Here is a 26819-nt window from a genome sequence, read left to right on the forward strand (position 1 = left end):
ACGGGCTCAGCGGTTGTAGGCGGGCATGGGGCCGCGCAGGCCGGCGCCGACCTCGTCGCAGGCGGCGCTCACGTCCGGGGGCAGCGGTCCGGCCTGCGCGGCGGCGAGGTTGGCGCGCAGGTGCCCGGTCCGGGAACCGCCGAGCAGCAGGGCGTCGGTCGAGTCCCGGTCGAGGAGCCAGCGCAGGGCCAGTTCGGCGATCGGGACGCCGAAGCCCTCGGCGATACGGGTCAGTTCGGCGACCGCGGCGAACAGGCGCGGATCCCAGTAGCGCTGCCGGTACATGTCCGCGAGCCGGGAGTCGGCGAACCGTCCGGCCTCGGGGGCCTTCTCGTAGCTGTGCCGTCCGGTGAGGAGGCCGCCGCCGAGCGGGTTGTAGACCATGGTGCGCAGACCGGTGACGGCGGCGTACTCGACGTACTCCTCCTCGATCCGGCGGGCGAGCAGGTTGTGCAGTTGCTGGGCGACAACCGGGCGCGGGGCACCCACCTCGTCGGCGACGCGCACCAGTTCGGCGATCTGCCAGGCGGCGTAGTTGGACACGCCGAGCGCGAGGACCTTCCCCTCGGCGACGAACTCGGCGACGGTGGCGAGGGTCTCGGCGAGGGATGTGGCCCGGTCGGGCTGGTGCAGATAGAACAGGTCGACGCGGTCGGTGCCGAGTCGTTTGAGGCTGCCTTCCAAGGCGGCCCGCAGGCCGGGGGCGGACAGCGGGGCGTGCTCTGCCTGGTCGGGGTGCGGGATGCCGGCCTTGGTGGCGAGCACGATCCGGTCGCGGTAGGCGGGGAGCAGCTCGGCGAGGATGCGTTCGCTCTCGCCGCCGGCGTAGCCGTTCGCGGTGTCCACGCCGGTGATGCCGGCCTCCAGCGCCGTCGCGAGCATGTCCGCGGCGCCGGGCCCGTCGACGGTGTCGCCGAACGTCATGGTGCCCAGGACGAGCCGGGACAGGGGCACGGGTACGTTCGGCAGTTCGATGCCGGTGGTCACTTGCCGGTTCCTTCCGGTGGGGCGGTCAGGGGGGTGTGGGGAGTCCGGGGCGTGTGCGGGTCCGGTGCGGCGGTGGCCGAGGCCGGGGTCGAGGCCGCTAAGCGCTCCGCTGGTTATGCGGTTCGTTTACCGCGGGCCGGTGGGGGCTGGTCGCGCCCACGCGGCGGTAGCCGCAAATCGATACAGCCCCGCGCCCCTTACGGGGCACGGTTCCGCAGCCGACTTCACCGGGCCCTAGTGCGGGGTTTGAGCCCCCGTATCGCCGTGGGGTCCAGGGCGGCGCGGCGCAGCGCGCGGGTGTAGGGCTCGGCGGGGGCGGCGAGGACGTCGGCGGTTCGGCCGCGCTCAACGACCCGTCCCGCCTTCAGGACGACGACGTCGGTGCTGATCTCGCGCACCACGCCGAGGTGGTGGGCGATGACGATGTACGTGATGCCGGTCTCCTCCCGCAGTTCGCGCAGCAGATCGAGGACCTGGGCCTGCACGGACACGTCGAGGGCCGAGGTGGCCTCGTCGCACACCAGCAGATCGGGTTCCGAGGCCAGGGCGCGGGCGATGCCGATGCGCTGGCGCTGTCCGCCGGAGAACTCGTCGGGCCGTCGTTCGAGTGCCGAGGCCGGCAGTCCTACGCGGTCGAGCAGTCCGGTGGCGCGGCGGCGCCGTTCGGTCTTGTCCGTCACGCCCGCGACGCGCAGCGGTTCGGCCACGATCTCCAGGGCGGTCAGGTGCGGGGCGAGGGATCCGTAGGGATCCTGGAAGACCATCTGGACGCGGCGCCGCAGCGGCCTCAGGCGCCGCTCGGGCAGCGTGGCGAGGTCGGTGCCGTCCAGCACGATCCGCCCGGAGGCGGGCTTGAGCAGCCGTACGATCGCGCAGGCGATGGTCGACTTGCCGCTGCCCGACTCGCCGACGACGGCGAGTGAGCCGCCGCGGGGCACGCTGAAGCTGACATGGTCGACGGCGCGCACGGGGCCGGCCGGCGTGGGGTAGTCGACGACGAGGTCCTCGACGGCGAGAAACGTCGACGCGTCGGCCGCGCTGGCGGCGTTCGGTGTCACTGCTGCCTGGCTCATCGGGCGGCCCTGCCTTCCTGCTGGGGCTGGGCGGTGTGGTCGTCGAGCCCGTCCTCGTCCCAGGGCCCGAGGCTCGGGACGGCGGCGAGCAGTTTCCCGGTGTACGGGTGTGCGGGCCGCTCGACGATCTGCTGGGCCGGCCCCGACTCGACGAACCGGCCCTCCTTCATGACGTGGATGCGGTCGGACACCAGCCGGGCGACACCGAGGTCGTGTGTGATCATCAACATGCCCACGCCGGTGCGTTCCTGAAGCTCCATCAGCAGGTCGAGGACACTCGCCTGGACGGTGGCGTCCAGGGCGGAGGTGGGTTCGTCGGCGACCAGCAGCTCCGGTTCGGCGGCCAGCGCGACGGCGATGAGGATGCGCTGGAGCATGCCGCCGGAGAACTGGTGCGGGTACGCCTTCCAGCGCGTTTCGGGCCTGCTGATCCGTACCTGGTCCAGCAGGTGGGTGCCGCGCTCGCGGGCCTCGGCCCGGGACAGGCCGGGGTGACGCAGCCGGAGGGCCTCGCCGAGCTGCCGCCCGACGGTGTGGACGGGGCTGAGCGCGGTCATCGGGTCCTGGGGGATGAGGGACACGGTACGGCCGCGCGCCCGCCGGGCCGCCCCGGGGTCGGTCACGACGTCGTCGCCGCCGATGCGGGCGGTGCCGGACAGTACGGCGAGTCCTTCGGGCAGCAGCCGCAGCACGCCCATCGCCGTGGTGGACTTGCCGGAGCCGGACTCCCCGATGAGCGTGACGGTCTCGCCGCGTCCGACGGTGAAACTCACGCCGTCGACGGCGCGGACCACGCCACGATGCGTGACCAGTTCGATCTGCAGGTCCTCGACCTCCAGCAAGGAGCCGGAGGCCGGCGAGGTGTCGCTGGTCATGGCTCAGGCTCCCTTCGCGGGCTTCGTCGTACGGATGCGGTCGCGCAGGCCGTCGCCCACGAGGTTCACACCGACCACGAGGAGGGCGATGACCAGGCCGGGGAGCGTGACCAGCCACCAGGAGGTGGTGATGTAGTCCTGGCCGTCGGAGATGATGCGGCCCCAGGTGGCGAACGGCCGCTGGGGTCCGGCGCCCAGGAAGCTGAGGGCGCTCTCCAGGAGCACGGCCTGGGCGAGCAGCAACAGGACCACCAGGCTCGCGGGGCGCAGGACGTTGGGGATGATGTGCCGTCCCAGGACGGACCAGCTGCGCATACCGAGCAGCCGGGCGGCCGCCACATAGGGTTTCTCGCGTTCGACGAGGACCAGGGAGCGGGTCAGCCGGGCCACTTCCGGCCACTGGGCGATCGCGATCACGCAGGTGATGACGGTGACCGACGGGCCGAAGAGGGCGACGACGAGCAGCAGCATCATGAGCAAGGGCAGCGCCATCTGGGCTTCGAGGAGCCGGCTGACGACCGTGTCGATCCAGCCCCCGAAGTAGCCGGCCGCCGAGCCCGCGGCGATCCCGATGAGCCCGGAGACGACGACGGCGAGGATGCCCACGGTCAGCGACACCTGGCCGCCGTGCAGGACGCGGGAGAGCAGATCGCGTCCGAGCTGGTCGGTGCCGAACAGATGCCCGTCGGTGAGCGGCGGCACCCGGCGCCCCGCGAGGTTCTGGGCGTCCGGGTCCGGCAGCGGCAGCAGGCTCGCGAGGGCCACCGGCAGGGCGACCAGCGCGGTGCACAGGGCTCCCGCCCACAGCTTGAAGCGGGCGCTGCGCCGCTGCCTGGTGGCGGTGGCGCGGGCCAGGTGCCGGGCGGTGACGGCACTGGACCGGGCGCTGTCGGCGGACGGTGTGAGCGTGGCGGACATGGTCAGGCCGCCTTTCCGAGTCGGACCCGCGGGTCGAGGAGCGGGTAGGCGAGGTCGACGAGGAGCTGGACGAGGATGGCGAGGGTCGCCGTGACCAGGACGGTTGCCTGGATGAGCGGGTAGTCGCGGGTCTCCAGGGCGCGGACGACGAGGGAACCGACGCCGGGCCAGCCGAAGACGACCTCGACCAGCACGACGCCGTTGAGCAGTGCCGCGAAGCGGGTGCCGACCGCGGTGACCAGCGGGACGGACGAGTTGGCGAGGGCGTACCGCCAGGTGAGGGCCCGTTCGGAGACACCGCGCGAGCGGGCCACGGTGATGTACGGCGAGGCGAGTGCCGTGGTCATCTCGCGGCGTACGAGCCGTGAGACGAGGGCGAGTTGGAGGATCGCGATGGTGACGGTCGGCAGGACGAGGCCGCTCCAGGAGGTGAAGCCGGAGGCGGGCAGCACCGGCAGCAGCACGGCGAAGACGGTCAGCAGCATCACGCCGGTCCAGAAGTCCGGCATGGACTGTCCGGTGATGGTCAGGACGTTGGCGCCGAGTTCACGCGAGGTGTCGGCGTGGCGGGCCATCCACACCCCCAGCGGGACCGCGACGGCCACGGTGACGGCGATCGCCGCGAGGGAGAGCGTGAGCGTGTACGGCATGCGGTCCAGGACCACGCTGAGGGCGGAGTCGCGGAAGGAGAAGCTGGTGCCGAGGTCGCCGCTCAGCAGGTCGCGCAGGAAGATCCCGTACTGGGTGGTCAATGGCTTGTCGAGGCCGAACTGGGCGCGGATCCGCTCCAGGTCGGCGGTGGTGGCGCTCGGCGGCGCGTATGCGGCGGCGGGGTCTCCGGGGGCGAGCCGGACCAGCACGAAGACCGTGGAGATGGTCAGGAAGACGGTCAGCAGGCTCTGACCGAGACGGCGGGCGAGGTACTTGGCCACGGCTCAGCCCTCCAGCCGTACGGCGGTCAGGTCGTAGGAGTTGATCGGCAGCAGCCGGACACCGTCGACGCGGGCGCGGCGGGCGAGCACGGTCTTCGGCACGAAGGCCCACACGGCCGGCCAGGTGTCCCAGACGGCGTGCTGAGCGGCGGCCAGCTTGCGGTCACGGGTGGCGGGGTCGGTCTCGGTGGCCGCGTCGGACAGCTGTCGGGCGATGCCGGGGATGACGTAGCCCATGAACGCGTCACCGGTGCGCTCGTCCTCGGCCGTGCCCGCGTACATCGCCTGCAGCATGGTGGTGGCCTGGCCGGTGGTGCCGGGGAAGCCGTTGCCGATGACGTCCCAGTCGCCTCCCTTGCCCTGGCGCCACTTGAGGATGTCGCCGCCGGGCTCGAACTGCTGCAGGGTGGCGCGCACACCGACGTCCTTCAGCATCTCCGCGACGGCCTCCATCACGGAGGCGTCCGCGGCGAACTCGCCCGACTCCCAGATGATTTTGATCCGCAGCCCGTCGGCGCCCAGGGACCTGAGCAGCTGCCGCGCCCGCGCGGGGTCGTGGACGTAGCGGCCGGTGCGTTCGGCACCCTGGAGACTGAGCGGGACCACTCCCCGGGCCTGCTCGGCCGAGTCGGTGAGCACGTCCCGGACGAGGGACTCGCCGTCGATGGCGTACGTCAGCGCCCGGCGCACCCGGGCGTCGGCCAGCGGATGCTTCTTCGGCTTGCGGAAGTTGTAGAAGAGCTGGCAGATCCGCACCCCGGAGGTCTGCTCCAGATGCACGCCGGGCAGCCCGGTGAGCTGTTCGGCGGAGTCGGGGGTGATGGTGTCGATGACGTCCAGTTCGCCGCTGCGCAGGGCGACGACCCGGCTCGACTCCTCCGGTACGAAGCGGACCCGGACCCGTTCGACGGGCGGCCGCCCGCTCCAGTACTCCGGAACGCGGGCCAGGGTGTACTCGCCCGCGCCGCTGTTGGCACCGACCACCCGGTAGGGGCCGGTGCCGACGCCGGAGCGGAGTTCCTCGGGCCGGTTGTCCTTCGCCGGGGTGATGAGAATGTTGGCCATCAGCCGGTCCAGAACGGGCACCGGCTTGCGGGTGTGGAGCAGAAAGGTGCGTTCGCCCGTCGCCTCGACGTCGGGGAGTTCGGGGAACAGGCCGAGGATGAATGAACCGGCGACCTCTCCGTACATCCGCACCGCGGTGGCCACGTCGTCGACGGTCACGGGCCGGCCGTCGGAGTAGCGGATCCCGTCGCGCAGGCGGACGCTCCAGGTGGTCGGCGCGGTCATCTCGAACCGGTCGGCGAGGACCCGGGTGAGTCGCATGTCCGGACCGATGGCCGTGAGTGCCTGACGCACGGCCCGCTGCACGGTCACCGCGGCGTCGAACTGGTTGAGCTTGTTGTCCAGGCTGACCAGCGAGCGGTTCAGCCCGAGCGTGAGGGTGCCGGGGCCGGGGGCGCCGGTGGGTCCTGCGCAGGCGGTCAGCGGGGAGAGAGCGAGACCGGCGCCGCCCGCGGCGCCCCAGCGCAGCAGGGTGCGACGGCTGGGCGTCTCACTCGGAGGAGTTCGGGTCATCGTCGACCTCTCGGGGTTTCTGTGCGGCGACCGGCTCGGGACGGCGTCCGGTCCCGTAGGACGCCGTCGGTTGCCGTCGGTTTCTGTCGCGCCGGAAACCGTTCCACGGTTGCGCGGATCACGCAAGAGGTCTCGCGCACATCGCGCAAGATGTGCCATCATCGAGCGCCGAGGCCGCCCCGCGTGTCTCTCTTCGACCACCGGCCCAGGAGGATGATGTGCCCTTCCCCTCCCCCGCCCCCTGCCGAGACGAGCGGGTGGCGCGACGTGTCCTCGCGCTCGCCGACGACCTGTCCGGGGCGGCGGAGACCGCGGTGGCGCTCGGCCTGCCGAGCCGGATCGTGCTCGGTCCGGCGTCCTGGGACCCACCGCAGGACGGCGAGGCCGTCGTGGTCGACCTCGACTGCCGGTCCCTGCCCGCGGCCGACGCGGCCCGGCGCGTAGGCGAGGCACTGCGAGCCGTGCCCTCGGACGTTCTGGTGCTGAAGAAGGCCGACTCGCTGCTGCGGGGCAACCTCGCCGCCGAGACGGCCGCCTGTGCCGAGAGCACCGAGGGCGTCGTCGTCGCCACCGCCCTGCCCGCCCTCGGCCGCACGGTCCGCGGCGGTGTCGTCCATCTCGACGGCGTCCCCCTGCACACCACGGACGCCTGGCGGGCGGAGAGCACCGCACCCCCGCCGTCGATCTCCGCCGCCCTAGGGGACACCCGTACGACGCTCGTCCCGCTGGAGGCGGTACGGGGCGACGCATTGCCCGCCGTGCTGCGCACGGCGATCGGCGCCGGACACCTTCCGGTGTGCGACGCCGAGACGGACGCCGACCTGGACCTGATCGCGGGGGTGGCGCTCGCGTGCGGTCCCGGTGTTCGCCTGATGGGCACGAGCGGCCTCGCCGCGGCGGTCGGCCGCCTGCTGAGACGTACCGGCGGGGCGTCGGCCGCAACCACGGCGGGACAAGCGGCTCCGGCTGAGGGACGCCGGCAACGGCCCCTCCTGGTCGTCGTCGGGACCGCCGATCCCTCCGCGCCTGCGCAGATCGCGCAACTTACGGAGCGCGGTGCTCGCCACGTATCCGTGAACCCCGACGTCCTGTACTCCGGCGTCATGAACTCCGACGTTCTGTCGCCCTCGGGCGAGCCGCACTCATTTGACGAGACGTCAGGCGGCGTCACAGTCCTCAGCATCGACAGCGGCCCGGGCATCCGGCCCGGTTCGGCACGCCGTCTGGTGTCCGCACTCGCTCGCCTCGCCGCGGCCCGCGCGGGCGATGCCGACCTCGTCCTGACGGGTGGTGAGACCGCCCGCCACGTCCTCGACGCGCTCGGCGTTCCGCACCTGGCTCCGCTCGGCCAGATCCACCACGGCGCCGTCCACGCACTCACGCCCGACGGACGCCATGTCGTCACCCGGCCCGGCAGCTTCGGCGACACCGATTCCCTGCTGCGGATCGCCACGGCGCTCCGGCCGGACCTCCCCCACCTCCCCCACGTCCCCCACCTCCCACCGCAAGGAGACTTCCCGGTGAACGCGATCCCGACCGCCGACCACCACCGTTCGCTGCCGCTCATCGCGGTGACCATGGGAGACGGCGCGGGCATCGGTCCCGAGGTGATCGTCCCGGCGCTGCTGCACCCGGACACCCTCGCCCGCTGCCGTCCCGTCGTCATCGGTGATGCCGGGCGGCTGCGGCAGGCCGCCGCGATCCTGGGTGTCGACTGCGACATCGTCTCCGTGACCGCCCCGGGAGAGGCCGAGTTCCCGCCGGGCCGCGTCAACGTCGTGGACCTGGACCTGCTCCCCACCGACCTGCCCTGGGGCGAACTGTCCGCCCTCGCCGGCGAGGCCGCCTACCAGTACGTACGGGTGGCCGCGGACCTCGCCTTGAAGGGCGCCGTGCACGGCATCTGCACCGCGCCGCTCAACAAGGAGGCTCTGCACTCAGCCGGGCATCTCTACCCGGGCCACACCGAGTTGCTGGCCCACCTCACCGGCGTGGACGAGGTGTCGATGATGCTGTCGACACCCCGGGTGAAGGTCATTCACGTCACCACCCACATCGGCCTGATCGACGCCGTACAGCGCATCGAGCCGGGCCTGGTCGAGCGCACGGTGCGCCGCGGTCACGACGCGATGGTGCGGGCCGGTGTCGCGAAGCCGGTGATCGGCGTCTGCGGCATCAACCCGCACGCGGGTGAGAACGGACTGTTCGGCTACGGCGAGGAGGAGGAGAAGATCGTCCCCGCCCTCGACGTGCTGCGCACGGACGGCATCGACGCCCGCGGCCCACTCCCGGCCGACACGGCCTTCTTCCTCGCCGGGCGCGGCGACTACGACCTGATCGTCGCGATGTACCACGACCAGGGGCACGGCCCGGTGAAGGTGCTGGGCATCGAGGCGGGCGTCAACCTGACCGTGGGACTGCCCGTCATCCGCACCTCGGTGGACCATGGAACGGCCTTCGACATCGCGGGCAAGGGTGTGGCCGAGGCCGGTAGCATGGTCGAGGCCGTGCGCCAGGCAGCCGAGATGTCGTCCGTAGCGGTCCGCTGAGACCGCCGCTCGTAGTCCGCAATCCGTAGTCCGCGCAGAGAAGGACTCCACGACAGATGTCTCCCCTCGGATCCAAGGCCCGGCGCGAACGGATCCTGTACGTGGCCACCACGACCGGCCTCACCAGCGTGGAGGAGTTGTCGCGACGTTTCGGTGTCACGCCCTCCACGATCCGCCGCGACCTCGCCAAACTGACCGCCGACGGCCGGCTGGCTCGCACCTACGGCGGCGCCATGGCGCTCACCGCCCATCCCGAGGCCTCGCTCCGGCAGCGTACGGGCGAGGCGTTCGAGGAGAAGCGGGCCATCGCGCGCCGCGCCGCCATAGAGGTGCGCGCCGGTGAGACGGTGCTGCTGGACGCCGGATCGACCGTGGGCGCCCTCGCCCACGAACTGCGCTCCGCGAAGGAACTGACGGTCGCGACCACGGGCCTGACGGCTCTCCAGGAACTCTCCGACGTCGAGACGGTGCACGTCGAGTGTCTCGGCGGCACTCTGCGACCGCTGAGCCAGGGCTTCGTCGGTCCACTGACCGAGGCCGCACTGGAACGGATGACCTTCGACCGGGTCTTCCTCGGTACCGACGGCATCTCGCCCGAGCACGGCATCTGCGAGGCCGACCTGCGCCAGACGCGGCTGAAGGAACTGATGGCCCGCCGCGCCGACCATGTGTACGTCCTCGCGCACGCGGCGAAGCTCGGCCGCCGCCCCTTCCACGCCTGGGCGAAACTCCCGGCCGACTGGACCCTCGTCACCGACGACGGCGCCGACCCGTCGGTCGTGGCCGAGTTGCGCGGGCGCGGCGTCGAGGTGGTGCTGACCGAGGTGCCGGCGTCCACCGAGCCGGAGCACAGGACGTCGCCCTCATGACCTTGGCGGAGAGCGCCGAGCACGCCGGCACGCGGGCCGGGCGGGTGTGCCATGACTGAGACACGGCACGCCCTGGTCACCGGCGTCAGCTCGGGAATCGGCGAGGCGATCAGCGGTCGCCTGCTGCGGGAGGGATGGCAGGTCACCGGGATCAGCCGCCGCCGTCCGGTACCCGCGCCGGGGCTGACCTGGCTCCGGGCGGATCTGGCCGAGCCCACCGAGCTGGTCCGGATCCTCGACGGCGTACCTGCCCCCGACGCCATCGTGCACGCCGCCGGGCTCCAGCGCTCGGCACCGCTGGGCGAACTGTCCGCTGACGACGGCGAGTTGATGTGGCGGGTACACGTCCATGCCGCCACGATCCTCGTCGACACGCTCGCCGACCGGCTGCCCGACGGGGCCCGCGTGGTCCTCGTCGGCAGCCGCACCGCCACCGGCGTACCCGGCAAGAGCCAGTACGCCGCGACCAAGGCCGCCCTGCCCGCGCTCGCGCGCTCCTGGGCCGCGGAACTGGCCGTCCGTGGCATCACCGTCAACGTGATCGCCCCCGGCCCGACCGACACTCCGATGCTGTCCGACCCCGGCCGCGCCCGCACGCCCCCGGCCCACCCGCCCCTCGGCCGGTTCGTCTCTCCCGACGAGGTCGCCGGCCTGACCGCGTTCCTCCTCGGCCCGGACGGCGGAGCGATCACCGGGCAGCAACTCGTCCAGTGCGCAGGGGCCTCACTTTGACATCTGCGCGCCGGGATGTTGCGGCCGCGCCCGTATCCTCTTCCACGGCTGGAACGCCGACCGCTCCCACCGCTCCCTCTACGCCACCGACCTCGGCTGGGCGAACGGCTACCCCGTCGTCGACGGCAGCAAGGTCATCTACCAGGCGGAGAACGCCGTGGTGCACAACGCCGTCGTACGGGACGCGGCGGGGGCGTTGGACGGCAGGGCGGTCGGGTATATCGACCACGCCGACAGCTACGTCGAATTCTCGGTCTTCACTCCGGCCGTGGGCAGCCACACCCTGACCGTCCGCTTCGGCAACGGCTCCCTCACCGCCGGCAACTCCCCCGCCCCGTCCTCCCACCGCGTCACGGCCAACGGGTCCGCCTCGGGCGAGGTCCGCTACCCGTACACCGGCTGGGACAACTGGCAGTACGCCACGGTCTCCGTCTCCCTGCGCGAAGGCTGGAACACCATCCGCCTGGCCAAGGGCGACCTGTACGCCGAACTGGACAGCATCGAAGTGGCCTGACACGAGGGCCATCACCCGTGCCCCGCCGACCACCGGGTCGGCGGGGCACCCAGGCAGGACCGTGCGCAGACTGCTGGCGTCGGAAGTCCCCGGCCCGCCGGGTGGCTCATGCGGCGCTGAAGGCGGTCCGGGCAGTCCGTGATGCACCAACGGGATTCGTACAGCGCTCCGCACGGCTCTCACGCCGTCGCCCCGCACGACCCGTTCACCCTCGCACGCCTCGACCGCGCACATCGTCGGGCACTGAGTCCCGCCGTCACCACTAACGCCGGGAACGCCGCACCGCGGTGTCCGGCCGTGTTCCGGTCGCACCCCGGGCTGGGTCCACGCGCTGGAGCTTGGTCCAACCGGTCCAGCCTCGCTTCTTCAGCAGGTCGATGAGTCGACGGGCCGACGGCATGGTGTCGAACGCCAGGGTGTCCATGAGCTTGGCGAACGGTGGCTCGATGTCGACATCGTCGACGTAGGCCTCGCCCTGCTCGTCGGCCATCTGCGTGATGTAGGCGGCCAGTTTGTCGGCCAGCTCGACCAGCCGTGGGTCGTCGTCGGTGCGGTCGAGGGCCTGGCCCAGGGTGAGATAGAAGTCGATGAACTGCGGGTCGGCGATCTGCTCTTGCTTGCGTGCCATCCACTCCGGAACTCGCTCGGGTGAGTGCGCGGCCAGCGGGATCCAGCCGTCGCGTTCGACCTGGACGATCCGCTCGTCGACCCCGAGCGCGCGGAGTCGGTCGAGGAACTCGACCACCTCCGGGGGCAGCGCCAGGTTGTCCCCGGCGGCGAGGCGGGCGATCCGCTCGCGGTGCCGCTGCCGGTCCCGGATCTCCGCCCGCAGCCGCTTGTCGATGTCCGCGACCGCCGCGGCGAACTCCTCCTCGTCGGCCTGGAGCAGCTCCCGCACGCGCGCCAGCGGGACCCCGGCCTCGGCGAGGGTCCGGATCCTGATCAGCTCGACCACGGCGCCGGCGTCGTACCTCCGATAGCCGGAGTGGTCCCGCTCCGGCTCCGGCAGCAGTCCCTTGGCGTGATAGTGCCGCACCGCGCGCACCGTCACGCCGGCGTACGACGCCAGCTCGCCGATGGTCAGCATCGGACCAGTCTCCTAGTGCGCGGCGCGAGTGCGGTAGAGGCGCCGCGCCCAGAGGTAGCCGACCAACCCGATCACCACACACCAGCCGATGGCCCAGAGCGTGTCCGAACCATCCGGCGATCCGGCCAGCAGACCGCGGAAGGCGTCCATGATCGGTGTGAACGGCTGGTGCTGGGCGAACCACCGCAGCCCGGTCGGCATCGACTCGACCGGCACGAACCCGCTGCCCACGAACGGCAGCAGCACGAAGATCATCGGCAGGTTGCTCGCGGTCTCCGGGTCCGGGCTCGCCAGCCCCAGCGCCACCGTGAACCAGGTCATCGCGAACGACAGCAGCGCGAGCAGACCGACCAGGCCCAGCCACTGCGGCGCCGAGGCAGCGGTCTTGAGACCGAGCAGGATCGCCACCCCGAAGATCACCGCGAGCGCGAGTGCGGTCTGGATCATCGCGCCGAGCACGCGGCCGGTGAGCACCGAGCTCTTGGCGATGGCCATGGTCCTGAACCGGTCGATGATCCCGTTGGTCATGTCGGTGGCGACCAGGACCGCGGTGCCGATGGACACGCTGGCCACCGTCATCATCAGGATTCCGGGAGTGATGAACGTCAGGTAGTCGCCGCGGTCCCCCGCCGGGGCTCCCGGCAGACCGGCGCCCATGGTGCCGCCGAAGACGTAGACGAACAGCAGCAGGAACACCAGCGGCTGCCCGACCAGCATCACCGTCATCGACGGGTACCGGGCCATGTGCTTCAGGTTGCGCCGCAGCATGGTCGCCGAGTCGCGGACGGCGTACGTCGCGGTGCTCATACCGGTACCTCCTCGGGAAGCTCGTCGGTGGGGTGGCCGGTGAGGGCCAGGAACACGTCGTCCAGGTCCGGGGCGTGCACGGCGAGCCCGGTGACCGCGTCGTCGTCGATCCCGTCCAGCAGCCGTCGCAGTTCGGTGAGGCTGCCGTCGTGCGGCAGGGTCACGGTGAGTGCCGGGGCGTTCGGGTTCGCCCCGGGCAACCGGCGCGCCAGCTCGGCCACCCGCTCACTGTCGGCGGCCCGTAGCTCGATGTGACCGCCGGGCACCAGCCGCTTCAGCTCGGCCGCGGTGCCCTCGGCGACCAGCCGGCCCCCGTCGAGGACACCGATCCGGTCGGCGAGCTGGTCGGCCTCCTCGAGGTACTGGGTGGTCAGGAAGACGGTGACCCCGTCGGCCACCAACTCCCGCACGATCCCCCACAGTTCACGGCGGCTGCGCGGGTCGAGGCCGGTGGTCGGCTCGTCGAGAAAGATCAGCCGCGGCCCTGCCACCAGGGTCATCGCCAGGTCCAGCCGCCGCTTCATACCGCCGGAGTACGTCACCGCGCGCCGGTCGGCGGCCTCGATCAGGTCGAACCGCTCCAGCAGCCGCTCGACCACGGTCTCCGTGCGGCGCCGGTCGAGGTGGCCGAGGTCGGCCATCAGCCGCAGATTCTCCCGCCCGGTCAGCAACTCGTCCACGGCGGAGAACTGTCCGGTCACTCCGATCGACGCGCGCACCTGGTCGGCTTCGCGGCGTACGTCGTAGCCGGCGACCCTAGCCGCACCGGCGTCCGCCGCAAGCAACGTGGACAGGATCCGGACTGTGGTGGTCTTGCCGGCCCCGTTGGGCCCGAGCAGGGCGTAGACGGTGCCCGCGGGGACGGTCAGGTCGACTCCGGCGACCACCTCCTGGTCGCCGTACGACTTGCGCAGTCCGGAGACCTCGATCGCACTGGTTCTCGTCGTCATGCCCACCATGCTGAGAGGTTGACCCTGCGTCAGGGTCAACCGCCGCGGCGAAAGGGGGACGCTGACACGGCTGCAGTACTAGGCGATCGTAAGGACGCCAGTCACACCTACGAGTACGGAGACCACCGCGATGAGCACAGGGGCCCATTTACCGGACTCGGCGTCGTTGACGAATTGGGCCCCCTGAGATTACTCGGGTCATAGACGATGTCGACCGCGTCACCGATGCGAAGCGGAGGGCTGGTGAAGTACCCCACCGTGGGCCTGACCGGCACGCCGTCCGGGCCGACGCACTCCATCAGGAGGCCCACTTTGTCACTGGTCCCCTCCTTGACGTGCTCCACACACACCGCGCGCGCTCGAATGCCCCTTCTTCTGAGAGCTCTCCGCGAAATGTGATTCACCACAAGACTCACCAGGACAATGCAAAGAAATATAAGAATTCCCAACATTCAAGCCGGTGATCGATGCTTTCAAGTCCAGCGGGTGGCTCGTGGGCGCGGGTGCCATCCGCACCGCAGTCGGCGGGAAGCTGACCGTTTTCGATGTTCTCCTTTCCGGGATCCTCAACAAGTTCGGCCGCCAAGGATTGCCGTCCCTGAACTGCCAACGCAGGCCGGGAACTGGCAACGCAGGCCGGCTATCTGACCGGCTGCGTCGGATCGATACGGTCTGAGGCATGCATCGAAGCCGCGTCTACGCCGTTCTGATCGACACACCGGAAGCCGAAGCTGATAGCGCCGCGTCCTTCTGGTCCGCGGCCCTTGGCGCGGCCTCGGTACCGGTGCCCTCCGAGCCGCAGTTCACCGTGCTCCATGAGGCTCTGCCCGGACTGGTCACCGCTGTCCAGGCTGTTGATGACCTGCCTCGCTTCCACCTCGACATCGAGACCGACGACGTCGAAGCCGAGACTGCCCGTCTGATCGCTCTGGGCGCCATGCAAGTAGCCCAGTGGCTGGAGTGCCGCGTTCTCCGGGCGCCCGGCGGGCACCTGGTGTGCGTCATTCCCGTGCACAGCAACCCCGAGGTCTTCGAAGCTCAATCCAGGACGTGGCCATAGCGGAACCGAACAAGGGGCGGTCAACCGCTCCGGGATCGGTGGCAGGCCGCCCGCCGCTGATTGGCTCTCGCCCCGGAACGGCGCGCCGGGGAGACTGGTGATCTGGTGCCGTCTTTGAAGGAGTTGTGATGCAGGTAGCCGTGGTCACCTTCGACGGGTTCAACGAGCTCGACAGTTTCATCGCTTCCGCACTGATCAACCGGTGCCGTAAGGACGGCTTGGAAGCTTTCATTACAACGCCGACACCGGTGGTCACGTCGATGAACGGCGTCGAGGTGACCGGGCAGCGCCCGATGGAGTTCGTGACCGAAGCCGACGTCGTGTTGATCGGTAGCGGAGTGAAGACGCGCGACGTGGTCGCCGACGACCGGCTGGTCTCCAGGCTGCGGTTCGACCCTTCGCGACAGCTCATCGGTTCGCAGTGCTCCGGCGCGCTGGTGCTGGCCCGGCTCGGGTTGCTGGATGGCATGCCGGCTTGCACGGACAGGACGAGCCGGCCCTTCGTCGAAGCCTGCGACGTCACCGTGCTGGACGCGCCGTTCTACGCCGAGGGGAACATCGCCACGGTGGGCGGTTGCCTGGCGTCCCAGTATCTCGCCACGTGGGTGATCACCCGAACGCTCGGGGAGGAGGCCGCGCGCGACGTCCTCGACTACGTGGCTCCGGTCGGCGAAAACCAGGAGACGGTCGAGCGCGCCCTGCGTGCCGTCCACGCGGGCGAGGTTGCACTGCGCTGACGCCCCGCGATCAGCCTTTTTGGGATAGCTGCGCGGATGCGGGTCCCCGTTTCTGGTGGCGGAAGCCCCATTGGAGGCGGCGCGGTGGCAGATACGCCACCGAAGCGGGATGCGAGGTGGTTGCCCTCAGCAGTGCAGCGTGAACGAGGCTTCCCCGTGGGGTCGGCCGTTGACCTGGAGCTGCACCAGATGGACACCCGGGTGGTAGCGCCGCGTGCTGATCGGCTTGAAGGAGTGTCTGCGTGTCGCGCGCCATGTCTCGCCGGGAGCCAGGGATCGCGTGGTGAGTTTGAAGACCTTGGGGGTGCGGGTCCCGTTGGCTTTCATGTGGTGGACGACGTAGTCGACGACGAGGTGAGCGGTCTGATCGTGCGTGTTGGTCACCGAGTAGTCGAACAGCAGATGGTCGCCGACCCGGATCTCTGAGGCGTGGACGTGCGGGCCCTCGACAGCGACGGGACTGTCCGGGGAGTGGCCGAGCAGCGTAAGGGCCCCGGCGTGGCCGGATTTGATCAGGGTCCGCAAGCCGTGCCGTACCAACCGGGTCGTCGTCGGTGCCGGGTCGCTCAGCCAGCGCGCCGCGATCCCGGCGGCGATCTCGGGGTGGTCACGGCTGATGTCGTTGAGGTGGTTGGCCACTGATCTGCGGACGTACTCGGAGTCATCCCGGTACAGCGCGTCGAGCAGGGGCAGTGCGGGGGTCGGATCCGCGATCAGCTCCGGAAGCTGGGGCGCCCAGGGCAGTCTTGGCCGAGTGCCCTCACTGGCCAGGCGACGGACGTGGAGGTCGGGATGCGCGGTCCACGGCGTCATGACCCGGAGCGCGCGTTCCAGGTCGGCACGGAGGAAGGGCCGGACGGCGATCTCCGCGGTCAGGCGCGGGGTGAGTTCCGCCAGCAGGGCGAGCGCCGGTTCGAAGGCGTCCCGGCCACGTACGGCGATGGCCTCGGTGACCGGAAAGATCATCCATCCGGTGAAATCGCTGTCCCGCAGTGCGGCGCGCACCACGTTCGCGAAGGCCGGGTAGTCCGCCGGAAGATCAGCCAGGACGGCATTTCTGATCACGGTGACACGCTCGGTGAAGCTCAGCCCGTCCAGGACGGCGCCGCACCCCCGGGTCTCGTGCGCCGTGATCCCGTCACCGGCTCGCGTAAGGCATCGGGCGAGGCGGGCGACGGTGTCGGCGCTGAGTAGTTCGTCTGCCGAGGGCACAGCGTCATTCTCCTTGGTCTCGTGGGCTATGCGGTGTGCAGTACCTGAGCGTGCCGCATCTCGTGCACTGTGCCGATTCGGCTGAAGAAGCCCTGAGCCCGGGGGTCGGTCGGCATTTCCTTGGCCGCGCGCTCGGCGACGGCGGCGGACGACCAGACGATGAAGTCCAGGACGGTGCCGTCGTCGAACTGGGCGAGGTGGGCGCCCTGAAAGCCGTCGCCGTACTGCTCCTTGAGCAGTTCGACGAGCTGCTCCCGGTGGGCGGTGAGGGCGGCGGGGTCGTCGGTGTCGAACCTGACGTACTCGATGGTTGCACTCATTGCAGCACCCTTCGTCGACCACATGACTCACGGATTTGGCGGATCAAATCCGTGAGCTGAAGTTATCACGGGTTCGCTGACCTGAATCCAGTAGATTGAGGGGCATGACCATCCGGGACCTGCAGGAAATGCCGTGGATCGGCGAGGACCCGGTCCTCGACCTGGCCAACACCGTCGTTGTCGGCGCAGGCCCGGGGCGCGGCGACGTCGACTTCCTCGCCGATCGGGAACTCACCAGGCGATGGCGCGCCCGCGCCGCCGACCGCAGATTGGCCGGCCTCCCCTTGGAGGAGCTGGAGCGGCTGCGTGGGTTGGTCCGCGACGCGCTGGATGCGACAGCCGGACAGCGGCCGCTCACCGACAGCCTGCGGAGCCGCCTGAACGAACTCGCCTCGTCCGCCCCCGTCGTCTTCCGGATGACCGGCGACGGCCTGCTCGCACAGCAGGAACAGGGTGGCGGCGCCGACGCCGTCGTCGCCCGCGAGACGCTCGCCCTGGCCGCCGGTCCAGACCGTCAGCGGGTGCGGCGCTGCCACGCCCCCAGTTGCGGCATGTTCTTCCTGGCCAGGCGCCGTGACCAGGCATGGTGTTCCCTCGGCTGCGGCAACCGGGCGAGGTCCACCCGGCGCCAGCCACGAGACGCGGAATCCCACAGCTGATGACACAAGGGAACCCAAAGTCAGGTTGTGACCGGTGACCGCCGCGGCCGGGCGGTTCGGCGTCGGGGTGCTCGGCCGCGGCCCCGTCTCCTGCTAGGACAATGTTTCGGCGACCACGGACGCCGCTTCCGCGATCAGTTTGTTGTCGTGGACGTCCTCCGCCTTCCCACGGTTCGTCAGGATCGCCATGACGATGGGGGCGGAGTCGGGGGGCCACACGACGGCGATGTCGTTGCGGGCGCCGTAGCCGCTGCCGCTTCCGGTCTTGTCGCCGACCACCCAGCCCTCGGGCACGCCGGCCCGGATGACCTCGTTCCCGGTGGTGTTGGTCTTCAGCCACGTCGTGAGCTGGGCGCGCTCGCGCTTGCGCAGGACGTCTCCGAGAACGTACGCGCGCAGGTCCTTGGCGAGCGCCCGCGGGGTGGTCGTGTCCCGGGTCTCGCCCGGGACCCAGTCGCTCAGGTGGGGCTCGATGCGCTCCATCAGGGTGACCTTGTCGCCCAGCTTCCTGAGGTCCGACTCGAGACCCTTGGGGCCGCCGAGTGCGTCGAACAGCAGGTTGGCCGCGGTGTTGTCGCTGTAGCGGACGGCGGCGTCACACAGTTCGCTCAGGGTCATCCCGGTCTCGACGTGCTTCTCGGTGATGGGCGAGTTGGCGACCAGGTCGTCACTGGAGTACTTGATCACCTTGTTCATGCCGTTCAGGGAGTACTTCCGCAGCACGGCGCCGGCTTCGAGCGCCTTGAACGTGGAGTGGTAGCCGAACCGTTCGCCGTCCCGGTGAGCCACCTCGCGGCCGGTGCCGGTGTCGATGGCGTAGACACCGAGCCGGGCGTCGAACTTGCGCTCGAGTTCCTTTAATTCGCCGTTGAACGGCGTCGTCGCCGCGATCGGGGTCGTGGTCACGGCGGACCGGGCCGATGACGGGGACGACGAGGCCGGGGAACCGTCCTGGCCGCAGGCGGCGAGCGGGACGACGAGCGCGAGCGCGGCGAGCGCACCGCGAAGGGCGCGGCGGGCATGGGCGTGTTGCGGAGTCTGCATGGTCCAACCTCCTGGGTGGTCATGAGTTCGTGGATCACCCTCACCGGTCGGCGGCCATGCGGTCCAATACGCGAACGCGCCGTCCCATGCTGATTCAGCATGAGAGCGGGCCGTGGATCTGGCATAGGGTTTCGGCTGTGGATCTGGTGGGAGCGTGTCGTGCGTTCGTCAGCGTGAGCGAGCACGGCAGTTTCACCGTCGGGGCGGCCGCCGCCCAGATGTCCCAGTCCGTGGCCAGCCGTCGCGTCGCCGCACTGGAGGAACGCTTCGGTGAGCCGTTGTTCGAACGCACGTCACGACGGGCCGTCCTCACCCCCTTCGGCCGGGACATGCTGCCGACGGCCAGGCAACTCGTGCAGGCGGCCGACGTGTTGCTGCACGAGGCGGAGGCCGCCAAGCGCAAGCCGTGGCGGCTCGCGGTGCCCGGCATCTGCTCCACGGCCAGTCTCGCCCGCCTCGTCGCCGAGGCACGTGGGCACAGCGTCACCCTCGATCTCCGCGTCGCGGGACCGGCACAGCGCACGGAGCTCCTCCACGCGCAGCAGGTGCGGGCCGCCCTGCTCGCGGTGCCGCCGGACGACGCGAGATGGTCCGTGCCGCTCGGGCTCGCCGGTACCCGGGTACCGGGCGTGAAGCGCGTCTATCTCGAAACACTGCGGGTCGGACGAGCATCCGCCGGCCCTGCCCGCCGCGTCTGGATCCAGCCGGAGGACGACGTGCCGCACATCCGCGACCCGCTGACGCGCCTGCGCGACGCGGTCGGCCTGCGGCCCGCACAGCTCGTCGCCGCGCCCGACCTGACGACCGCCGCGGCGGAAGTCCTGTCCTCACGCGACCTGTTGCTGTGCTCCCCCGCCCAGGCCGAGGAACTCGACCTGGGCTGGCGGCCCATCGGCGAGATCGCGATCGGCCGGGGCTTCGCCCTCGCCGCCGCCGGAGACGGCAATCCACAGCTCATCGAAGCGCGCCTGGGCGATGCCGTCGCCCGCTGTCTGGGCGCGGGAACCTCAGGAAGGGAAGGGACTTGAGCACCGAGGCACTATTGCACGACCTGCGTCGACAACTGCGCGACGGCGGACTGCACGGCTGCCTGCTCGTGCGGGACCTGCACACGGGAGAGGAGCTGGGAATCGAGCCGGACACCCAGCTGCCGTCCGCGTCCCTGGTCAAGGTCCCGCTCGCGCTGGCCACGCTCGAACGCGTCCGACGGGGCGAGCTCGACGGAGCGACGCCCCTCGACGTGCCACCCGGGCGGATCACCACGGCCGGCCCCATCGGGCTGAGCCGCTTTCGCCACCCTGCCCGGATCGCGGTCGACGACCTGCTCTACCTGAGCACCTGCCTGAGTGACAGCCACGCCGCCGACGCGCTGTTCGGCCTCACCCCGCCCGCCCGGGTCGCCGACATCCTCCACGAGCTCGGCCTGCGCGACATCACCGTCCGGCACACCATGAACGAGCTCATGGACACCCCCGTCGAGCGCTTCGACGCCGCCGACGTCCATCTCGCCCACGCCCTCGCCATCGACGCCGGCACCAGCGGCCGCGGACACCGGGTGCCGCAGCTCGACACCACCCGCGCCAACACCGGCAGCGCACGAGCCTGGGCCGAACTGCTCCAGGCCCTGTGGACCCCGTCGAAGATCCACCCCGAAGTGGCCGAGCGCGTACGCGACCTCATGGCCCACAACGTGCTCCGGCACCGGCTCGCCCCTGACTTCAGCTCCGACGCCACCACGTGGTCCTCCAAGACCGGCACGCTTCTGAACCTCCGCCACGAGATCGGTGTCGTCGAGCACTCCGACGGTCAGGTCTTCGCCATCGCCGTCCTTACGGAATCACTCGTTCCGGCCAGTTCCCAGCCCGGTGCCGAAGCTCTCATGGCGCAGGTCGCCCGCACACTCCGTGACCACCTGCGGCAGCTCTAGCGGCGCAGGCCCTCGACGCCCCAATCGTCGTCCCCGGTTCGCGCGGTCAGCGGAGCATTGCCTGCCGCACCGTGATGCCATGGCGTGAGCGGAGCCGCCTGAGTTCCCACAGGCTCACCGCGGTGATGGACAACGGTGCGCCGAAGGTGAGGGCCATCCGCACACCGAAGGGCGCGGCGTCATACGCTCCGGTGAACAGGTCGGAGACGGTGAGTTCCCATACCAGCACCATGGCCAGCACCGGCGGCAGCGCTTCGTGGATGTCGGCGGTGCGGAACACATGAACCAGGACCATGGCAATGCCGTAGAGGAAGAACGGCACGTACCACAGCAGGAAGAAGAGCATGAAGGCAAGGCGTGCGTAGGCCCCGGGGGACGGCTTCTCCTCACCGGTCAAGACAAAGTCCCCGAACACGCCGTTGCCGAGCAGCAGGATGAAGCCGATGCAGCAGCCCAGCGCGCACAGCGCTCCCAGCGGTTTCAGCGCACGCCGCAGGAACAGCTGCCGGTTGGGCGGGCGGGTCGCCGCGATGAACGCCGCCACGCAGACCGGGAGCGTGATCGCAGCCAGGTTCACCGAGGTCTCGGTCTGGTTCATGCGCTGGTCCAACACCCCCTCGGCGTCCGCCACGACCCGGTACGCCAGCAGGATGCACACCACCGCGGCGAAGCCGACCACCGTGCGCAGGACCTGGACCTTCTTCACGGCCGGGTCCTGAACCCGGTCGGGCCGCGACGGGGTGAACACCCGGCGGCCGACCGCGATCGGGTTGATCGTGCCCCACACTCGGCGCCGCAAGGAGGGACGGCGCTGCGGGACCGGGGGGACGGGCGGAGCGGGGGGCCACACCGGCGCCGGGCCCCCTGGCGGTTGTCCGCCGTACGGCCCCCAAGGGTTCTGCCCCGTGCTTCCACTCATCGTCTCCCCCGATGCTGATCCTGTACGTCCCCTGCAAGCCGCCCGAGAGACTACGCACCCGGCGAGCACCTCAAACCCACGGCTCAGGAGTCACGCTCGTCCGACCCGACCCAGCCCGACCTATGACGATCGCCGCGCCTGGCGCGGTTCCGCCGTGGCCCGAGTACGGGCTCAGCCCTCCGCGCGGGGACGAGGCCGGGGCGAGGTGCGTACGAGGGGCAGGCACCAGTAGCGCGGGCGTGGCGAGCGTGCCGACGCCCCGCCGGGTCCCGCCGTCACCGAGTTCAGTGCGGTGGGTGGGCTGGGCAGCGTCCGGGCCTGCGTGAAAAGCTCACGGCGGGTGGGAGCCGGACGATCACGGGCGGCGGCCGCCGTATGAGACAGGCACGACGAGAGGTGGCGGCATGCGCATCGGACTACTCGGTACTGGGCCGTGGGCTGAACTGGCCCACGCTCCCGCCTTGAGCGGGCACAGCGAACTGGACTTCGTGGGAGTGTGGGGCAGGCGCGCCGACGCGGCCAAGGCCCTGGCCGACCGTCACGGGACGCGTGTGTACGAGGACGTCGACGCCCTCCTCGCCGAGGTGGACGCGGTCGCCATTGCCCTGCCTCCCTCCGTGCAGGCCCCGCTCGCGGCGCGCGCCGCGCGGGCGCGCTGCCATCTGCTGCTCGACAAACCCCTCGCGGCGACCGTGGAGGAGGGGCGCGCCGTCGTCGAGGCGGTCGAGCAGGCCGGCGTCGCCTCGGTTGTCTTCTTCACCGGCCGCTTCCAGTCCGAGATACAGGCCTGGATCGCCGAACAGGCCGCTACGGACGGCTGGTTCACCGCACGCGCGGAGTGGCTCGGCGCTGTGTTCACGAGTGACAGCCCGTTCGCGGCGTCGCCATGGCGGCGGGAAAAGGGCGGCCTTTGGGACGTCGGCCCGCACGCCCTGTCCGTGCTGCTGCCGATACTCGGCGATGTCGAGCAGGTGGCCGCTGCCGCACGGGGCCCGCAGGACACCGTTCACCTGGTGCTCCACCACGTCAGCGGGGCGTCGAGCACCCTGACGCTCAGCCTGACGGCCCCGCCCGCGGCCGCCGGAGCCGCCGTCGAGCTACGGGGCAAGGCCGGAGTGACCGTCCTGCCCGGGTCCACCGAAGGCGCGGTCGAGGCTCTCACACGGGCTGCCGACGCCCTCCTCGACGCTGCCCGCACCGGTCGACCGCATCCGTGCGACGCCGCCTTCGGACTACGGGTGACAGAGATCCTCACCGATGCCGAGGCACAACTCAGCAACGGCTCCCAGGCGCGCTGAGAGCGCCGCGAAACCGAGCGGCCGACGGTGGAGCAGTGCACGGGCCACCACCGCGCACTGCCCACTGCCTCAAACGGCAAGCCGGTCAGGCACCCACCCGGTCCCCGGTGGTCCGCCGCCCATGGGTTCCCGCTAGTGCCCGCCGTGCCCCTGTCCCCCGGCGCAGGCCGGCGCGTCCGCGTCGACGGACAGCGGGCTGCCCTCGGGCACAAGGTAGGTGACGTACAACTCGACCGGCTCGGTGCCGAGGTTGCGGCCGATATGGACGTGATGGGCTCCGGCCGGCTCGATGAACGAGGTGCCCGTCGGTGTGGCTTCCACGGAGCAGTCCTGCAACGTGCGGGTGAGTGTGCCCGACTTGACGACGGCGATGAGCTGGCCCGAGTGGTAGTGCCAGCCTGTCGAACCTCCCGGTGCGATGGTGATGGACCGCACGATGACGTCCGTACGCCCCTTGGCCTTGACCTTCATCGTTCCGGCCGACGTGCCCTTGGCGAGGATCGTGCCGGTGACCCCGCTGCCGGGAGTGGCGAGCGCGGACGTCGACCCGAAGGCCAGTGCGGCCGCACAGCCGGTCATGACCAACGCTCTGCGGATCTTGCCTGTCCGAGAACTACTGCGCACGGAAATCCCCCTCCGGATCGGTCAACTCATCGGCTGTCCTGCCGACTTGAGCCCGACAGACTCACTGCCCGCACACCTCACCGTCCACACCCCGCCGGGCCTACGTCACGCCTCTCTACGCCCTCGCGTCACCCGGCCTCAGTGCGCTCTCGAATCTGCTCCGGGGTCAAATACGCGCTCGAGTGCTCGAAGTCCCGCAGCGTCGCGGACGTACGGGACAGCAACCCCGTGCGCACGAAGTCGTCGCCGCCCACCGTGTTCAGCGCCCAGTTCGTCGCCACCCGGACCTTCGCCACGTTGGTGCGCAGCGCCGACCAGTGGTAGCCGCGGGCGACGACCAAGGCGGGCAGGCCATGCAGCTCGACACCGAGCGGCTTGGACACGGCGTCGAAGCCGCCGAGGTCGACGACAAGCCCCAGGTCCTTGTGGACGTACGGCGTCATCCGCTGCCCGCGCAGCGACGCGATGACGTTGTCTGCGACGTGCTTGCCCTGACGCATCGCATGCTGAGCGGTCGGCGGGCAGATGGCACCCTCCGTGTCCTTGGCCTCGTCCGGTACGGCGGCGGCGTCGCCGAGCGCGAAGACGCCGTCGTGGCCGGGCAGGGACATCTCCGAACTGACCGCCAGCCGCCCCTTGACCGTCTCGGCGCCCAAGGTGGCGATGAGCGGGCTCGCCGCGACTCCGGCCGTCCAGATCAGCGTATGGGTCGGGATCACCCGGCCGTCGGTGAAGGTGACCTCCTCGGGGCCTGCCTTCGCGATGGAGACGCCCAGCGAGACGTCGATCCCCCGCCTGCGCAGGATCTCCAGGGCGCTGCGGCCGAGCTTGTCACCCAGCTCGGGCATCAGTTTCGGTGCGATGTCGATCAGGTGCCACTTGATCAGCTTCGGGTCGAGCCGCGGGTAGCGCTTGACCGCGTTGTGCGTCAACCGCTGCAGGCACGCGGCGGTCTCCGTACCCGCGTAGCCTCCACCGACCACCACGAACTGAAGCCGCGCGGCCCGCTCGGCCTCGTCCTGGCTGGCGTCGGCGAGGTCGAGCTGCGAGATGACGTGGTCACGGAGGTACGCGGCCTCGGCGAGCGTCTTCATGCCGCGCGCGTTGTCGGTGAGACCCGGAATGTCGAAGGTGCGTGTGACGCTGCCCGGTGCCAGCACGATGTGGTCATACCGCTCGTTCACGATCTCACCCGTGATCTTGCGGACCACGCAGACCTTGGCCTTCAGATCCACACCGATGGCACCACCGGGGATGATGCGGGTGCGGTATTTACGGCTGCGGCGCAGCGACACGGCGATCGACTGCGGGGTCAGCACCCCCGAGGCGACCTGCGGCAGGAGCGGCAGATAGAGCTGGTAGGAGAACGGTGTCACCAGCGCCAGGTCGGCCTCGTCGGCTCCCAGTTTGCGCTCCAGGCGGCGGACGCACCCCACTCCCGCGAAGCCCGCTCCCACCACCAAGATCTTCGGTCGTACCACGATGTCCATCCCTTCACCGGCCCCGCGCTATCTGGCTTCCCACGGTCTCCCCTGCCCCCTGAGTCCCCCCTTCGCACGTGGTGATCCCCCGATGAGGCGAGCCGACGCACCTCCCCAACCGGCGAGTCGGCCCCCGGCCCATACGGATTCGAGTCGTCGCATGCGGACCCAACCGTGCGACCGCAGTGGGCGCGGGTGTGGGGTCGCCTCTCCGCGCGCCACGCGGGGGTCTCCCGGTGCCGGTGAGGGCGCGCCGACCGTCGGCTGTGAGACGCGTGGTCCGCCCGGCCGTGTCGCTGTCGAAGTCTGCGCTGCCCCAGGCGGCCGTGTCAGCCCCTTCGCGGAGACTTCTTCCTCGTGGGAGGTCCGTCAGCGTCCGTGTCCCTTGCTCAGACGCTCCAGCACGGCGCGTGCCATGGCCTCCTCGCCCTTGGCGTTGGGGTGTGCCGGGGCCGCGGGAGAGGTCGGTCGCAGCGGTTCGACCCAGCGGATCTCCGGGGCCTTGCACATGTCGTGCCCGATCGTGGGTCCGTACGTGTCGACGTATTCGGCCCCGTTCAACCGTGCCACCACGCGCATCATCAAGTTGAGGCGCTTACCGGTGTCGCGCAGATAGGGGAAGTCCTTCGCCGCGAACGGCACCGAGGGGTAGCAGCCGCTGCCATCCTCCGGCAGGAGAGCCGGATAGCCGACGACGAGCACACGAGCGTGCGGCGCCCTGGCATGCACGGCCCGCAGCACGCGCGCGATCTTGGGTGCCGTGTCGAGGATCCTCAGCGTCAGCTCATCGACCCCGGAGGAGGTGTAGTGACGCCGGCACGGGTCGCCCGTAAGGTCCTGTGAGCTCAGCTGGGCGCACGTACTGATGATGGAGCTGAACCCGATGTCGTTGCCGCCGATCTGAACCGTCACCAGGTCGGTGCCCCGCTGCAGGGCGTTGAGCTGAGGAGGGTTGGTCCCCTGTTCCTTCCACATGTTCTCGGTCGTGGCGCCGCCGCAACTCACGTCCTTGAACGTGGACACTCGCCGCTCCGCGGCAACGAGCGAAGGGTAGTTGTGGTCGGAGCGGGCGCAGTTCACATCCACCTGCTGCGGGATCAGCGGCCCCGAGGTGTAGGAGTCCCCCAGCGAGACGTAGTCCGTTCCCCGGCCGCGGCCGTCACCGTGTGCCGCGACGGGGACTGCGGACGCGACGACGAGGGCGCAGCCGCTGACCGCTGCGCCGACGGCGGTCGCCCGTCGGCTGTTCGATGCCGTCCTGGCTGTCCTGGCCGTCCTGCCGTGCTGGGTGCGACGCTTCATCGAAGTTCCCCCTGAGTCCGAGACGGCGAGCTGGGGTCGCCGACGGCGCCCTCGCACGGTAACTGAACTTGTATACCGGCCAGTTCGTTCTCGGGGCCAGAGGCGCGAAGCACGGGATCACGGGTTCGCGCTGCGGATACGCCGCTTGTTCATGGCGAGGCAGAGCGCCCGGCCGCCTGACGCAGCGGCGGCTTGGCGCACGACGGGCCGATGCACGACGGGCGGCACCGCGGCGATGCCTTTCACGGAGTCGCGCTTCGGCGCCTCGCCCTCGGTGGCTGCACGCATGTACTGACCACCGCGCACGGCCGTCTCCCGGCAGTTTCGGCCTGGCGCGCTCACCTGGCCGGGGATCTGGAGCAGGA

The 26819-nt window shown here is 70.6% G+C and carries 28 protein-coding genes; 11 read left to right on the plus strand and 17 right to left on the minus strand.

Features of this window, described 5'->3' with window-relative positions:
• Nucleotides 1-6 precede the first annotated feature (6 nt).
• From GAS53_RS28255 to GAS53_RS28280, 6 genes are all read right to left on the minus strand, one after another.
• Nucleotides 7-987, minus strand: coding sequence for an aldo/keto reductase (locus tag GAS53_RS28255; protein ID WP_151480524.1), 981 nt, complete (start codon nucleotides 985-987; stop codon nucleotides 7-9).
• 224 nt (nucleotides 988-1211) lie between these two features.
• Nucleotides 1212-2060: an ABC transporter ATP-binding protein gene (locus GAS53_RS28260; protein WP_151480525.1), complete on the minus strand. Its 849-nt coding sequence runs from the start codon at nucleotides 2058-2060 to the stop codon at nucleotides 1212-1214.
• A complete protein-coding gene (locus GAS53_RS28265) occupies nucleotides 2057-2935 on the minus strand; it encodes an ABC transporter ATP-binding protein (RefSeq protein WP_151480526.1) in 879 nt (292 codons plus the stop codon). The genes GAS53_RS28260 and GAS53_RS28265 overlap by 4 nt, the downstream gene beginning before the upstream one ends.
• 3 nt (nucleotides 2936-2938) lie before the next feature.
• The gene (locus tag GAS53_RS28270) at nucleotides 2939-3853 is read right to left on the minus strand and encodes an ABC transporter permease (protein WP_151480527.1); all 915 of its coding nucleotides are present in this window, start codon (nucleotides 3851-3853) and stop codon (nucleotides 2939-2941) included.
• A gap of 2 nt (nucleotides 3854-3855) precedes the next feature.
• Nucleotides 3856-4785, minus strand: a complete 930-nt coding sequence (locus GAS53_RS28275; protein ID WP_151480528.1) for an ABC transporter permease — start codon at nucleotides 4783-4785, stop codon at nucleotides 3856-3858.
• A gap of 3 nt (nucleotides 4786-4788) precedes the next feature.
• A complete protein-coding gene (locus GAS53_RS28280; protein ID WP_151480529.1) occupies nucleotides 4789-6363 on the minus strand; it encodes an ABC transporter substrate-binding protein in 1575 nt (524 codons plus the stop codon).
• 218 nt (nucleotides 6364-6581) lie between these two features.
• Here GAS53_RS28280 and pdxA point away from each other — a divergent pair, with 218 nt between their 5' ends.
• The 4 genes from pdxA to GAS53_RS28300 all read left to right on the plus strand — a co-directional run bounded on the left by pdxA (nucleotide 6582) and on the right by GAS53_RS28300 (nucleotide 11027).
• Nucleotides 6582-8912 carry a 4-hydroxythreonine-4-phosphate dehydrogenase PdxA gene (gene pdxA / locus GAS53_RS28285; RefSeq protein ID WP_225859131.1) on the plus strand — a complete coding sequence of 777 codons (2331 nt, stop codon included), beginning with the start codon at nucleotides 6582-6584 and terminating at the stop codon, nucleotides 8910-8912.
• Between the two features lie 56 nt (nucleotides 8913-8968).
• Nucleotides 8969-9781, plus strand: a complete 813-nt coding sequence (locus tag GAS53_RS28290; RefSeq protein WP_151480530.1) for a DeoR/GlpR family DNA-binding transcription regulator — start codon at nucleotides 8969-8971, stop codon at nucleotides 9779-9781.
• A gap of 51 nt (nucleotides 9782-9832) precedes the next feature.
• Nucleotides 9833-10513, plus strand: coding sequence for an SDR family NAD(P)-dependent oxidoreductase (locus GAS53_RS28295; RefSeq protein ID WP_151480531.1), 681 nt, complete (start codon nucleotides 9833-9835; stop codon nucleotides 10511-10513).
• A 157-nt stretch (nucleotides 10514-10670) separates the two neighbouring features.
• A complete protein-coding gene (locus GAS53_RS28300) occupies nucleotides 10671-11027 on the plus strand; it encodes a carbohydrate-binding protein (protein ID WP_192583319.1) in 357 nt (118 codons plus the stop codon).
• 262 nt (nucleotides 11028-11289) lie between these two features.
• Here GAS53_RS28300 and GAS53_RS28305 read toward each other — a convergent pair whose 3' ends face one another.
• The 3 genes from GAS53_RS28305 to GAS53_RS28315 are packed head-to-tail and all read right to left on the minus strand — an operon-like array spanning nucleotide 11290 to nucleotide 13871.
• Entirely contained in the window at nucleotides 11290-12114 is an 825-nt protein-coding gene (locus tag GAS53_RS28305) for a MerR family transcriptional regulator (RefSeq protein WP_151480532.1), read from the minus strand.
• 12 nt (nucleotides 12115-12126) lie between these two features.
• Nucleotides 12127-12921 (minus strand): ABC transporter permease, encoded by a 795-nt coding sequence (locus GAS53_RS28310; protein ID WP_151480533.1) that lies wholly within the window; start codon nucleotides 12919-12921, stop codon nucleotides 12127-12129.
• Nucleotides 12918-13871 carry an ATP-binding cassette domain-containing protein gene (locus GAS53_RS28315; protein ID WP_151480534.1) on the minus strand — a complete coding sequence of 318 codons (954 nt, stop codon included), beginning with the start codon at nucleotides 13869-13871 and terminating at the stop codon, nucleotides 12918-12920. The genes GAS53_RS28310 and GAS53_RS28315 overlap by 4 nt, the downstream gene beginning before the upstream one ends.
• Nucleotides 13872-14331: 460 nt before the next feature.
• On the opposite strand from GAS53_RS28315, the gene GAS53_RS28320 reads away from it, so the two are divergent.
• The 3 genes from GAS53_RS28320 to GAS53_RS28330 all read left to right on the plus strand — a co-directional run bounded on the left by GAS53_RS28320 (nucleotide 14332) and on the right by GAS53_RS28330 (nucleotide 15668).
• Nucleotides 14332-14547: a hypothetical protein gene (locus GAS53_RS28320; protein WP_151480535.1), complete on the plus strand. Its 216-nt coding sequence runs from the start codon at nucleotides 14332-14334 to the stop codon at nucleotides 14545-14547.
• 3 nt (nucleotides 14548-14550) lie between these two features.
• Nucleotides 14551-14931, plus strand: coding sequence for a VOC family protein (locus tag GAS53_RS28325; protein ID WP_151480536.1), 381 nt, complete (start codon nucleotides 14551-14553; stop codon nucleotides 14929-14931).
• 128 nt (nucleotides 14932-15059) lie between these two features.
• Nucleotides 15060-15668: a DJ-1/PfpI family protein gene (locus GAS53_RS28330; protein ID WP_151480537.1), complete on the plus strand. Its 609-nt coding sequence runs from the start codon at nucleotides 15060-15062 to the stop codon at nucleotides 15666-15668.
• Between the two features lie 126 nt (nucleotides 15669-15794).
• Here GAS53_RS28330 and GAS53_RS28335 read toward each other — a convergent pair whose 3' ends face one another.
• Together GAS53_RS28335 and GAS53_RS28340 are read right to left on the minus strand one after the other, a co-directional pair.
• A complete protein-coding gene (locus GAS53_RS28335) occupies nucleotides 15795-16880 on the minus strand; it encodes a DNA alkylation repair protein (RefSeq protein ID WP_151480538.1) in 1086 nt (361 codons plus the stop codon).
• A 26-nt stretch (nucleotides 16881-16906) separates the two neighbouring features.
• Nucleotides 16907-17200 carry a hypothetical protein gene (locus GAS53_RS28340; protein WP_151480539.1) on the minus strand — a complete coding sequence of 98 codons (294 nt, stop codon included), beginning with the start codon at nucleotides 17198-17200 and terminating at the stop codon, nucleotides 16907-16909.
• Between the two features lie 104 nt (nucleotides 17201-17304).
• Here GAS53_RS28340 and GAS53_RS28345 point away from each other — a divergent pair, with 104 nt between their 5' ends.
• Nucleotides 17305-17859, plus strand: coding sequence for an ABATE domain-containing protein (locus GAS53_RS28345; protein WP_151480540.1), 555 nt, complete (start codon nucleotides 17305-17307; stop codon nucleotides 17857-17859).
• Nucleotides 17860-17952: 93 nt separating this feature from the next.
• Here the strand turns inward: GAS53_RS28345 and bla are convergent, their stop codons facing one another.
• On the minus strand, nucleotides 17953-18903 hold the full coding sequence (bla, locus tag GAS53_RS28350; RefSeq protein ID WP_151480541.1) for a class A beta-lactamase: 951 nt from the start codon (nucleotides 18901-18903) through the stop codon (nucleotides 17953-17955).
• 137 nt (nucleotides 18904-19040) lie between these two features.
• On the opposite strand from bla, the gene GAS53_RS28355 reads away from it, so the two are divergent.
• Both GAS53_RS28355 and GAS53_RS28360 read left to right on the plus strand, forming a co-directional pair.
• On the plus strand, nucleotides 19041-19931 hold the full coding sequence (locus GAS53_RS28355) for a LysR family transcriptional regulator (protein WP_225859132.1): 891 nt from the start codon (nucleotides 19041-19043) through the stop codon (nucleotides 19929-19931).
• Entirely contained in the window at nucleotides 19928-20830 is a 903-nt protein-coding gene (locus tag GAS53_RS28360; RefSeq protein ID WP_151480543.1) for a serine hydrolase, read from the plus strand. Before GAS53_RS28355 ends, GAS53_RS28360 begins: the two co-directional genes overlap by 4 nt.
• 46 nt (nucleotides 20831-20876) lie before the next feature.
• On the opposite strand, the gene GAS53_RS28365 is transcribed toward GAS53_RS28360, so the two are convergent.
• On the minus strand, nucleotides 20877-21629 hold the full coding sequence (locus GAS53_RS28365; RefSeq protein ID WP_151480544.1) for a hypothetical protein: 753 nt from the start codon (nucleotides 21627-21629) through the stop codon (nucleotides 20877-20879).
• A 524-nt stretch (nucleotides 21630-22153) separates the two neighbouring features.
• Between GAS53_RS28365 and GAS53_RS28370 the strand changes: the two genes are divergently transcribed.
• On the plus strand, nucleotides 22154-23047 hold the full coding sequence (locus tag GAS53_RS28370; protein ID WP_151480545.1) for a Gfo/Idh/MocA family protein: 894 nt from the start codon (nucleotides 22154-22156) through the stop codon (nucleotides 23045-23047).
• A 132-nt stretch (nucleotides 23048-23179) separates the two neighbouring features.
• On the opposite strand, the gene GAS53_RS28375 is transcribed toward GAS53_RS28370, so the two are convergent.
• The 4 genes from GAS53_RS28375 to GAS53_RS55355 form a co-directional block, all read right to left on the minus strand.
• Nucleotides 23180-23626 carry a cupin domain-containing protein gene (locus GAS53_RS28375; protein ID WP_151480570.1) on the minus strand — a complete coding sequence of 149 codons (447 nt, stop codon included), beginning with the start codon at nucleotides 23624-23626 and terminating at the stop codon, nucleotides 23180-23182.
• Nucleotides 23627-23799: 173 nt separating this feature from the next.
• Entirely contained in the window at nucleotides 23800-25161 is a 1362-nt protein-coding gene (locus tag GAS53_RS28380; protein ID WP_151480546.1) for an NAD(P)/FAD-dependent oxidoreductase, read from the minus strand.
• A gap of 360 nt (nucleotides 25162-25521) precedes the next feature.
• On the minus strand, nucleotides 25522-26454 hold the full coding sequence (locus GAS53_RS28385; protein WP_151480547.1) for an SGNH/GDSL hydrolase family protein: 933 nt from the start codon (nucleotides 26452-26454) through the stop codon (nucleotides 25522-25524).
• Nucleotides 26455-26571: 117 nt separating this feature from the next.
• Nucleotides 26572-26742: a hypothetical protein gene (locus tag GAS53_RS55355; protein WP_192583320.1), complete on the minus strand. Its 171-nt coding sequence runs from the start codon at nucleotides 26740-26742 to the stop codon at nucleotides 26572-26574.
• Between the last annotated feature and the right edge of the window lie 77 nt (nucleotides 26743-26819).

The organism is Streptomyces albicerus (assembly GCF_008905045.1).
Taxonomy (GTDB): Bacteria; Actinomycetota; Actinomycetes; order Streptomycetales; family Streptomycetaceae; genus Streptomyces; species Streptomyces albicerus.

Excerpts from the sequence above, each read along its gene's own strand:
- GAS53_RS28260 (WP_151480525.1), bottom strand. The coding sequence starts at position 2,060 with ATGAGCCAGGCAGCAGTGACACCGAACGCCGCCAGCGCGGCCGACGCG.
- GAS53_RS28265 (WP_151480526.1), bottom strand. The coding sequence starts at position 2,935 with ATGACCAGCGACACCTCGCCGGCCTCCGGCTCCTTGCTGGAGGTCGAG.
- GAS53_RS28270 (WP_151480527.1), bottom strand. The coding sequence starts at position 3,853 with ATGTCCGCCACGCTCACACCGTCCGCCGACAGCGCCCGGTCCAGTGCC.
- GAS53_RS28280 (WP_151480529.1), bottom strand. The coding sequence starts at position 6,363 with ATGACCCGAACTCCTCCGAGTGAGACGCCCAGCCGTCGCACCCTGCTG.
- GAS53_RS28290 (WP_151480530.1), top strand. The coding sequence starts at position 8,969 with ATGTCTCCCCTCGGATCCAAGGCCCGGCGCGAACGGATCCTGTACGTG.
- GAS53_RS28295 (WP_151480531.1), top strand. The coding sequence starts at position 9,833 with ATGACTGAGACACGGCACGCCCTGGTCACCGGCGTCAGCTCGGGAATC.
- GAS53_RS28305 (WP_151480532.1), bottom strand. The coding sequence starts at position 12,114 with ATGCTGACCATCGGCGAGCTGGCGTCGTACGCCGGCGTGACGGTGCGC.
- GAS53_RS28310 (WP_151480533.1), bottom strand. The coding sequence starts at position 12,921 with ATGAGCACCGCGACGTACGCCGTCCGCGACTCGGCGACCATGCTGCGG.
- GAS53_RS28315 (WP_151480534.1), bottom strand. The coding sequence starts at position 13,871 with ATGACGACGAGAACCAGTGCGATCGAGGTCTCCGGACTGCGCAAGTCG.
- GAS53_RS28325 (WP_151480536.1), top strand. The coding sequence starts at position 14,551 with ATGCATCGAAGCCGCGTCTACGCCGTTCTGATCGACACACCGGAAGCC.
- GAS53_RS28330 (WP_151480537.1), top strand. The coding sequence starts at position 15,060 with ATGCAGGTAGCCGTGGTCACCTTCGACGGGTTCAACGAGCTCGACAGT.
- GAS53_RS28340 (WP_151480539.1), bottom strand. The coding sequence starts at position 17,200 with ATGAGTGCAACCATCGAGTACGTCAGGTTCGACACCGACGACCCCGCC.
- GAS53_RS28345 (WP_151480540.1), top strand. The coding sequence starts at position 17,305 with ATGACCATCCGGGACCTGCAGGAAATGCCGTGGATCGGCGAGGACCCG.
- bla (WP_151480541.1), bottom strand. The coding sequence starts at position 18,903 with ATGCAGACTCCGCAACACGCCCATGCCCGCCGCGCCCTTCGCGGTGCG.
- GAS53_RS28370 (WP_151480545.1), top strand. The coding sequence starts at position 22,154 with ATGCGCATCGGACTACTCGGTACTGGGCCGTGGGCTGAACTGGCCCAC.
- GAS53_RS28375 (WP_151480570.1), bottom strand. The coding sequence starts at position 23,626 with ATGACCGGCTGTGCGGCCGCACTGGCCTTCGGGTCGACGTCCGCGCTC.
- GAS53_RS28380 (WP_151480546.1), bottom strand. The coding sequence starts at position 25,161 with ATGGACATCGTGGTACGACCGAAGATCTTGGTGGTGGGAGCGGGCTTC.
- GAS53_RS28385 (WP_151480547.1), bottom strand. The coding sequence starts at position 26,454 with ATGAAGCGTCGCACCCAGCACGGCAGGACGGCCAGGACAGCCAGGACG.
- GAS53_RS55355 (WP_192583320.1), bottom strand. The coding sequence starts at position 26,742 with ATGCGTGCAGCCACCGAGGGCGAGGCGCCGAAGCGCGACTCCGTGAAA.